Below are 7001 nucleotides of genomic sequence, written 5' to 3'. Positions count from 1 at the left end.
GTTCGGCGGTAGAGATATCCAGGCGCTCAGGTATCCAGGCGTAGGCGAATTATGGTTTTTCGCTGGAGTGCTGGGAACGAAGCAGGAACGTAAATGCCCGCCTCACGCGCCGTGGAGCGCCAGCGGGCCAGCGCCTTGGCCGCACGCTCGCCCTTCCACTGGGTGACGCACCTGGCCGCGGCCCAGGGGACGATCACGTCCACCCCCGCCTCGGTCATCATCTCCACGGCCAGCTCGCCCCGGTCGCCCTTGGGCAGCCCCTGGACCACGACCAGACGCGGGGACGGCACGGGCACCTCGTGACGGCGCAGTACCTGGACCCGGAGCGAATCCTTGCCCGCCTCGATCACCACGCACTCGGCGACCGAGCCCGCCCCGTCCGTCAGGTCAAGCCGCTCCCCGGCCCGCAGCCGCCGTACGGCCGCCGCGTGGCGCCCTTCGGGGCCGCCGAAGACGAACTCCGGCCTGGCCAGGTCGGCGGGTTCGGCCAGGAAGACCGGAACGGTCATGAGCCGTCGGGGCGTGAGCGGGAGCGGTCCGGGTCAGCGGCCATTGAAGGCGTCCCGCAGCCGGGAGAAGAAACTCTGCTGCCCGGGGGCGAACTTGCCGGGCGGGCGCTCCTCGCCGCGGAGCTTGGCGAGCTCCCTCAGCAGCTCCTCCTGTGCCGTATCGAGACGGGAGGGGGTCTCCACGTTCACGTGGATCAGCAGATCGCCACGGCCGGTCTCGTTCAGGCGCTGCACACCGCGGCCGTAGAGCGGGATCGTCTGCCCCGACTGCGTACCGGGACGGATGTCCAGCTCCTCGGCTCCGTCGAGTGTCTCCATGGTCAGGATGGTGCCGAGCGCGGCCGCGGTCATCGGGATCTGCACCGTGCAGTGCAGGTCGTCGCCGCGCCGCTCGAAGATCTCGTGGGGGCGCTCGACGATCTCCAGGAACAGGTCGCCGGGCGGGCCGCCACCTGGGCCGATCTCACCCTCTCCGGCGAGCTGGATGTGGGTGCCGTCCTCCACCCCTGCCGGGATACGGACCTTGATGGTCCGCCGGGTACGGACCCGGCCGTCGCCGGAGCACTCCTGGCAGGGGTGGCGGATGATCGACCCGAAGCCGCCGCACTGGGGACAGGGCCGTGAGGTCATGACCTGGCCGAGGAAGGAGCGGGTGACCTGGGAGACCTCGCCCCGGCCATGACACATGTCACAGGTGTCGGGGTGGGTGCCTGCGGCGGCGCCCGAACCCGTGCAGACCTCGCAGACCACCGCGGTGTCGACGACCAGCTCACGGGTCGTGCCGAAGCCCGACTCGCGCAGGTCGAGCTCGACCCGGATGGTGGCGTTGCGTCCGCGACGGGCACGCGAGCGGGGGCCGCGACCGCCGCCGCCACCGGCCGCGCCGAAGAAGGCGTCCATGATGTCGCTGAACGGGAAACCGGCACCGAAGCCTCCGGCCCCCGCACCGCCCGAGGCGAACGGGTCGGCCCCCATGTCGTACATCTGCCGCTTGCTGGAGTCGGACAGGACCTCGTAGGCCTGGGTGATCTCCTTGAAGCGCTCCTGAGTCTCGGGGTCGGGGTTGACGTCAGGATGCAGTTCGCGCGCCAGACGTCGGTACGCCTTCTTGATCTCTTCCGCACTGGCGTCACGGCGCACCCCGAGGGTGCCGTAGTAGTCGCTCTTAGCCACTTTTCGTTGACCTCTTATGATGCAGCCAGGATCTGGCTGACGTAGCGTGCCACCGCGCGCACCGCGCCCATCGTGACCGGATAGTCCATCCGCGTTGGGCCCAGCACACCTAGCCGGGCCAGTTGCTTGTCCCCAGAACCGTATCCGGCGGCGACGATCGACGTGCCCTGGAGTCCGGTGTAGGGGTTCTCCGAGCCGATCCGCACGGTCAGCGCCGACAGGTCGGAGGTCTCACCGAGCAGTCGCATGAGCACGACCTGCTCTTCCAGCGCCTCCAGCACATCGCGGAGCCCGACCGTGAAGTCGGCTCCCGCGAGGTTGGCGGCACCGGCAAAAACGATCTTTTCATCGTGCCTGTCCACCAGGGACTCCAGCAGCACGGACAGGATCGTGGCCGCGAGCGGCCGGTCCTCGGCGGGCAGCCGCTCCGGCAGGTCGGCGACCTTGTCGGGAACGCCGGTGAGCCCGCAGCCGTCGAGGGAGGTGTTGAGGACCGCTCGCAGATGGGCCACCCGCTGCTCGTCCACGACGTCGGGCAGCTCGACCACGCGCTGCTCCACCCGGCCGGTGTTGGTGATGAGCACGAACATCAGCCGGCGCTCGCTCAGCGGCACCAGCTCGACGTGCCGGACCGTCGAGTTGGTCAGCGTCGGGTACTGCACCACGGCGACCTGCCGGGTGAGCTGGGCAAGCAGCCGCACCGTTCGCATGACGACGTCGTCGATGTCCACCGCACCCGCAAGAAAGCTCTCGATGGCCTTGCGCTCCGCGCTCGACAGGGGTTTCACCTGCGAGAGCCGGTCAACGAAGAGCCGGTAGCCCTTGTCCGTGGGCACCCGGCCGGCGCTGGTGTGGGGCTGGGCGATGTAGCCCTGCTCCTCCAGCACCGCCATGTCGTTACGGATCGTCGCCGGGGACACCCCCAGACTGTGCCGATCCGCGAGAGCCTTGGAACCCACCGGCTCATTGGTGGACACGTAGTCCTCGACGATGGCGCGAAGCACGGCGAGCTTCCGGTCGTCGACCAACGTGGTCACCTCCCTGCCTGCGTTCAGATGGGAAACACGAGGTCTGGCACTCTGTGTTCCCGAGTGCCAAGTGTACGGCCCCCGTGCGGAAGGCGCGATAAGCAAGAGGTGCGGATGATGACGCCAAGCCATTGGCAAGTCAACTGCTATCGCGCTTCAACCGGTTCCCGTCACAATTCGTACATGTCCAATGATTTTGGTTCTTTTCCGGGCGACGCCTCCCGCGGCCCCGGTTACGGCTCCCCCCAGCAGCCGTATGGCCAGCAGCCCCACCAGAACGGCCCCTCCTACGGTTACGCACCTCCCGGCTACGGCGCCCCGCAGAGCCCGCCCCCCACCGGGAAGATCAAGCCCGGTATCGGGTGGATCGTCGGGGTATGGCTGCTCGCCCTGGTCTGCATCATCGTCGGCATCGGCGGCTTCGCCGGTGGCGTGCTGGGCGCGGTCACCAGCGCGGCGCCGACGAAGACGTTCGCCCCCGGCGAAAACACGACGGTCACGCTCGACCCGGCCGACAAGCCCGCCATTTATGTCTCCACCAGTGGACCCACCAATTTCGAGTGCACGCTGACCGGCGGCACCGGCACGCCCAGCCTGCAGAAGCCGCTCGTCCAGCAGACCGTGGCGGGCTCCGACGGCGTCGTCTGGGAGATGGGCCTGCAGATCGGCGTGGAGCAGGCAGGCGACTACCAGGTCACCTGTACCGCCGACCCCGTGGAGGGCACCACGTTCGGCGTGGGCCGGGAACTCTCCGCCGGATCACTGGTCGGCGGGGTGATCGCCCTGTTCGCGGTGCCCGGCATCGGGATCCTGCTGGCCATCATCGTGACGATCGTCGTACTGGTGAAGCGGAGCAACGTCCGCAAGCGCAGGGCCGCCGCGTCGGCGGGGCAGTGGGGAGCGCCGGGACCCTACGGCAGGTGACCGTGGCGTTTGCTAGCGTCCCACGTGATCCTTTGCGAGAGACGGTGGGCGGTCGGTGATGTACGAGCGTGACGTTCTGGCGGGAGACTGGCGGCGCCCCCGCAGAGGGGGGATTCCCCAGGTTCCCGCCGAACTCGATCTGGTCGTCGAGGACGCCGACGGCGGCTTCTGCGGCGCCGTGGTGGCCTGCGACAAGGAGGCCGTCACCCTGGAGGACCGCTTCGGCCGCCGGCGGGTCTTCCCACTGGAGCCTGCCGCGTTCCTCCTGGAGGGCAAGGCGGTGACGCTCGTGCGCCCGGCCGCCGCGCCACGTGGCCCCAGGCGGAGCGCGTCGGGCTCCATCGCGGTGGAGGGCCTGCGGGCCCAGGTGGCCAGGGAGAGCCGGATATACGTGGAGGGCGTGCACGACGCCGCACTCGTGGAGAAGGTCTGGGGCCACGACCTGAGGGTCGAGGGTGTGGTCGTGGAGTATCTGGAGGGGGTCGATCACCTGCCCGCCATCGTCGAGGAGTTCCGGCCGGGCCCTGGCCGCCGCCTGGGTGTGCTCGTCGACCACCTGGTCCCCGGTTCCAAGGAGAGCCGGATCGCCGCGCGGGTCTCCTCCCCGCACGTGCTGATCGTCGGGCACCCGTTCGTGGACGTCTGGCAGGCGGTCAAGCCGCACACACTCAAGATCTCCTCCTGGCCGTCGGTGCCGCGCGGCGTGCCCTGGAAGGAGGGCGTCATCGCCGCGCTGGGCTGGAAGACGGAACCCGGCGACGCGTGGCGCCGCATCCTCGGATCGGTTACGACATATGCCGATCTGGAGCCCGAGCTGCTCGGTCCGGTCGAAGAGCTGATCGACTTCGTCACGGTTCCCGGCGAGGATGGCTAGGCCGTCGACCCATCAGGAGGGGCCATGAGCGAGAACCCTGGGAATTCACCGGGCGAGGACCGGACGAAGCGGCGCATCGGCGATCCTCCGCCCGGACACACCATGCCGGGCCACACCATGCCGGGCCACACGACGCCGGGCCATACGACGCCCGGACACACCATGCCCGGCCAGAGCGCCCCGCCGCCGGGCCAGGGCTACGGACAACCGGGCCAGGGCTACGGACAACCGGGCCAGGGCTACGGACAACCGGGCCAGGGCTACCCCTCCTCCCCGTACGACCCGAGCGGTTACGGCTACCAGGATGGATACGCCCAGCACGGCGGGTACGGCCGGCCGGTGGGTTACGGCTACCAGGCGCCGCCGGGGACCTACGGCCCGCGGCCCGGCAGTGACGACACCACCATGGCGATGCTCGCCCACCTGCTGGGCCTGCTGACCAGCTTCGTCGGCCCGCTGGTGCTCTACCTCGCCAAGAAGGACGAGTCACCCTACGTGCGGGACCAGGCCGCCGAGGCCCTCAACTTCCAGCTCACGGTGATGATCGCCTATTTCGTCTGCATGGTCCTGGTGTTCGTGCTCATCGGCTTCGTGCTGATGTTCCTCGTCTGGATCGGGTCGATCATCATGATGGTCATCGCCGCGGTGGCGGCCAACCGGGGGGAGAACCACCGCTATCCGATGAGCATCCGCTTCGTCAGCTGACCGGGGCCGGAACTCAGGTGAGGTCGCGGACCAGGGCGTCGGCCAGCAGGCGGCCGCGCAGGGTGAGCACCGCCCGGCCCGCCTTGAACGGCTCCGTCTCCAGCAGGCCGTCGGCCAGCGCGCGGGCGACCACCCGGGGGCGGTCGAGCTCCCCGAGCGGGAAGCCCTGGGCGAGCCGCAGCTCCAGCATCAACCGCTCCACCGCCCTGTCCCCGGGCTCCAGCACCTCTCGCGCCTGGGCGGGCGAGGTGCCCGCGGCCAGTCGCCGGGCGTAGGCGGCGGGGTGCTTGACGTTCCACCAGCGGGTGCCGCCGACGTGGCTGTGCGCCCCCGGACCGACGCCCCACCAGTCTCCGCCGGTCCAGTAGAGCAGGTTGTGCCGGCATCGCCCGGCCTCGGAGGTCGCCCAGTTGGACACCTCGTACCACTCGAACCCCGCCTCGGCCAGCATGGCGTCGGCGATCAGGTAACGGTCGGCGGCCACGTCGTCGTCGGGCATCGGGAGCTCGCCCCGCCTGATCCTGGCGGCCAGCCTCGTCCCGTCCTCGACGATCAGCGAGTATGCGGAGACATGGTCGGGCCCCGCCTCGATCGCCGCGGCCAGCGAAGCACGCCAGTCGTCGTCGCTCTCCCCCGGCGTGCTGTAGATCAGGTCAAGGTTGACGTGCTCGAACCCCGCCTGCCTCGCCTCCCGTACGGCCTGCGCCGGGCGGCCGGGGGTGTGGCGACGGTCCAGCACCGCGAGCACGTGCTCACGGGCACTCTGCATCCCGAAGCTCATCCGGTTGAACCCACCCTCGCGAAGCTCCGCCAGGTAGGCGGGATCCACCGACTCGGGGTTGGCCTCGGTGGTCACCTCGGCGCCGGGAGCGAGCCCGAACTCCTCCTCGATCGCCCCCAGGATCCGTACCAGGTCTCCGGCAGGTAGCAGGGTCGGGGTGCCCCCGCCGAAGAACACGGTCTCGACCGGGAGGCGCGCGGCGCCGAGGTTGGCCCGCGCCCGCCGCACCTCGTCGACGGCGGTGTCCGCGTAGTCCCGCTGCGCGGCGCCGGGACCGAGTTCCGAGGCCGTGTAGGTGTTGAAATCGCAGTAACCGCACCGGGTCACGCAGAAGGGCACATGGACGTAGAAGCCGAAGGGCCGCTCGCCGAGTCCGGCGAGCGCGCTCTCGGGGAGTTCGCCCGAGGCGGGTACGGGATCCCCGTCGGGAAGTGTGGATGGCACGCCCCAAGTCTGCCGCTCCCCACGCGATGCCCGGGACGTCGCCCCGGCTGTGGAACGCCCGCCGCCGGCCGTCCACCGGTCAAACCACCGCGGGCCGTTGACGGCCGGATCGCACAGGTCTACGATCCGGGAAAACTTAAAGGAAAGTTTCCTATAAGTTACTATTCCGAGCAGTGGAGAAGCCCGTGCAGAGACTCCTCCGGAACATGATCGCGGCAGCCCTCGCCGCAGGTCTCGCGGCGGTGGCCTTACCGGCCCCGGCCCAGGCCCAGACCCCCTCAGGAAACGGTGACCGCTTCAAGCGGGTCGCCTACTTCATCCAGTGGGGCGTCTACGGCCGCGACTATCACGTCAAGGACATGGAGAGCAGTGGCGCCGCCGCCAAGCTGACTCACATCAACTACGCCTTCGGCTTCGTCAACGCCGAGGGCGACTGCTACTCCGCCGACCCGTGGGCCGACTGGCAACGCCCGGTGGCCGCCGAGCAGAGCGTGGACGGCGTCGGCGACGCCGAGGGCCAGGCGCTGAACGGCAACCTGAACCAGCTGAAGAAGCTCAAGGCC

General features: G+C 69.6%; 6 protein-coding genes and 2 pseudogenes. 4 read left to right on the top strand and 4 right to left on the bottom strand.

Annotated elements, in window-relative coordinates; genetic code table 11:
* Positions 1–98: 98 nt before the first annotated feature.
* From ABZ260_RS43265 to hrcA, 3 genes and pseudogenes are all read right to left on the bottom strand, one after another.
* Positions 99–509 (bottom strand): annotated as a pseudogene (locus ABZ260_RS43265) (RsmE family RNA methyltransferase); the annotation flags it as partial.
* A gap of 33 nt (positions 510–542) precedes the next feature.
* A complete protein-coding gene (gene dnaJ / locus ABZ260_RS43260) occupies positions 543–1682 on the bottom strand; it encodes a molecular chaperone DnaJ (RefSeq protein ID WP_355549136.1) in 1140 nt (379 codons plus the stop codon).
* A gap of 14 nt (positions 1683–1696) precedes the next feature.
* The gene (gene hrcA / locus ABZ260_RS43255; protein WP_355549200.1) at positions 1697–2710 is read right to left on the bottom strand and encodes a heat-inducible transcriptional repressor HrcA; all 1014 of its coding nucleotides are present in this window, start codon (positions 2708–2710) and stop codon (positions 1697–1699) included.
* A 183-nt stretch (positions 2711–2893) separates the two neighbouring features.
* Here hrcA and ABZ260_RS43250 point away from each other — a divergent pair, with 183 nt between their 5' ends.
* From ABZ260_RS43250 to ABZ260_RS43240, 3 genes are read left to right on the top strand one after another with little or no spacing between them, the layout of a single operon-like run.
* The gene (locus ABZ260_RS43250) at positions 2894–3634 is read left to right on the top strand and encodes a hypothetical protein (protein ID WP_355629545.1); all 741 of its coding nucleotides are present in this window, start codon (positions 2894–2896) and stop codon (positions 3632–3634) included.
* Positions 3635–3692: 58 nt separating this feature from the next.
* Entirely contained in the window at positions 3693–4508 is an 816-nt protein-coding gene (locus ABZ260_RS43245) for a DUF3097 domain-containing protein (protein ID WP_355629543.1), read from the top strand.
* A 24-nt stretch (positions 4509–4532) separates the two neighbouring features.
* On the top strand, positions 4533–5213 hold the full coding sequence (locus ABZ260_RS43240; RefSeq protein ID WP_355629540.1) for a DUF4870 domain-containing protein: 681 nt from the start codon (positions 4533–4535) through the stop codon (positions 5211–5213).
* A 13-nt stretch (positions 5214–5226) separates the two neighbouring features.
* Here the strand turns inward: ABZ260_RS43240 and hemW are convergent, their stop codons facing one another.
* Positions 5227–6438: a radical SAM family heme chaperone HemW gene (gene hemW / locus ABZ260_RS43235; protein ID WP_355629538.1), complete on the bottom strand. Its 1212-nt coding sequence runs from the start codon at positions 6436–6438 to the stop codon at positions 5227–5229.
* 185 nt (positions 6439–6623) lie between these two features.
* Here hemW and ABZ260_RS43230 point away from each other — a divergent pair.
* Positions 6624–7001, top strand: a pseudogene (locus ABZ260_RS43230) (glycosyl hydrolase); the annotation flags it as partial.

This window comes from Streptosporangium sp. NPDC006013 (genome assembly GCF_040614275.1).
Lineage (GTDB): Bacteria > Actinomycetota > Actinomycetes > Streptosporangiales > Streptosporangiaceae > Streptosporangium.
Note: the sequence above shows the minus strand (reverse complement) of the source record. Positions and strands in the feature narration are given on the sequence as shown.

Coding starts and splice junctions, on each gene's coding strand:
- ABZ260_RS43250 (WP_355629545.1), top strand. CDS start 2,894: ATGTCCAATGATTTTGGTTCTTTTCCGGGCGACGCCTCCCGCGGCCCC.
- ABZ260_RS43240 (WP_355629540.1), top strand. CDS start 4,533: ATGAGCGAGAACCCTGGGAATTCACCGGGCGAGGACCGGACGAAGCGG.
- ABZ260_RS43245 (WP_355629543.1), top strand. CDS start 3,693: ATGTACGAGCGTGACGTTCTGGCGGGAGACTGGCGGCGCCCCCGCAGA.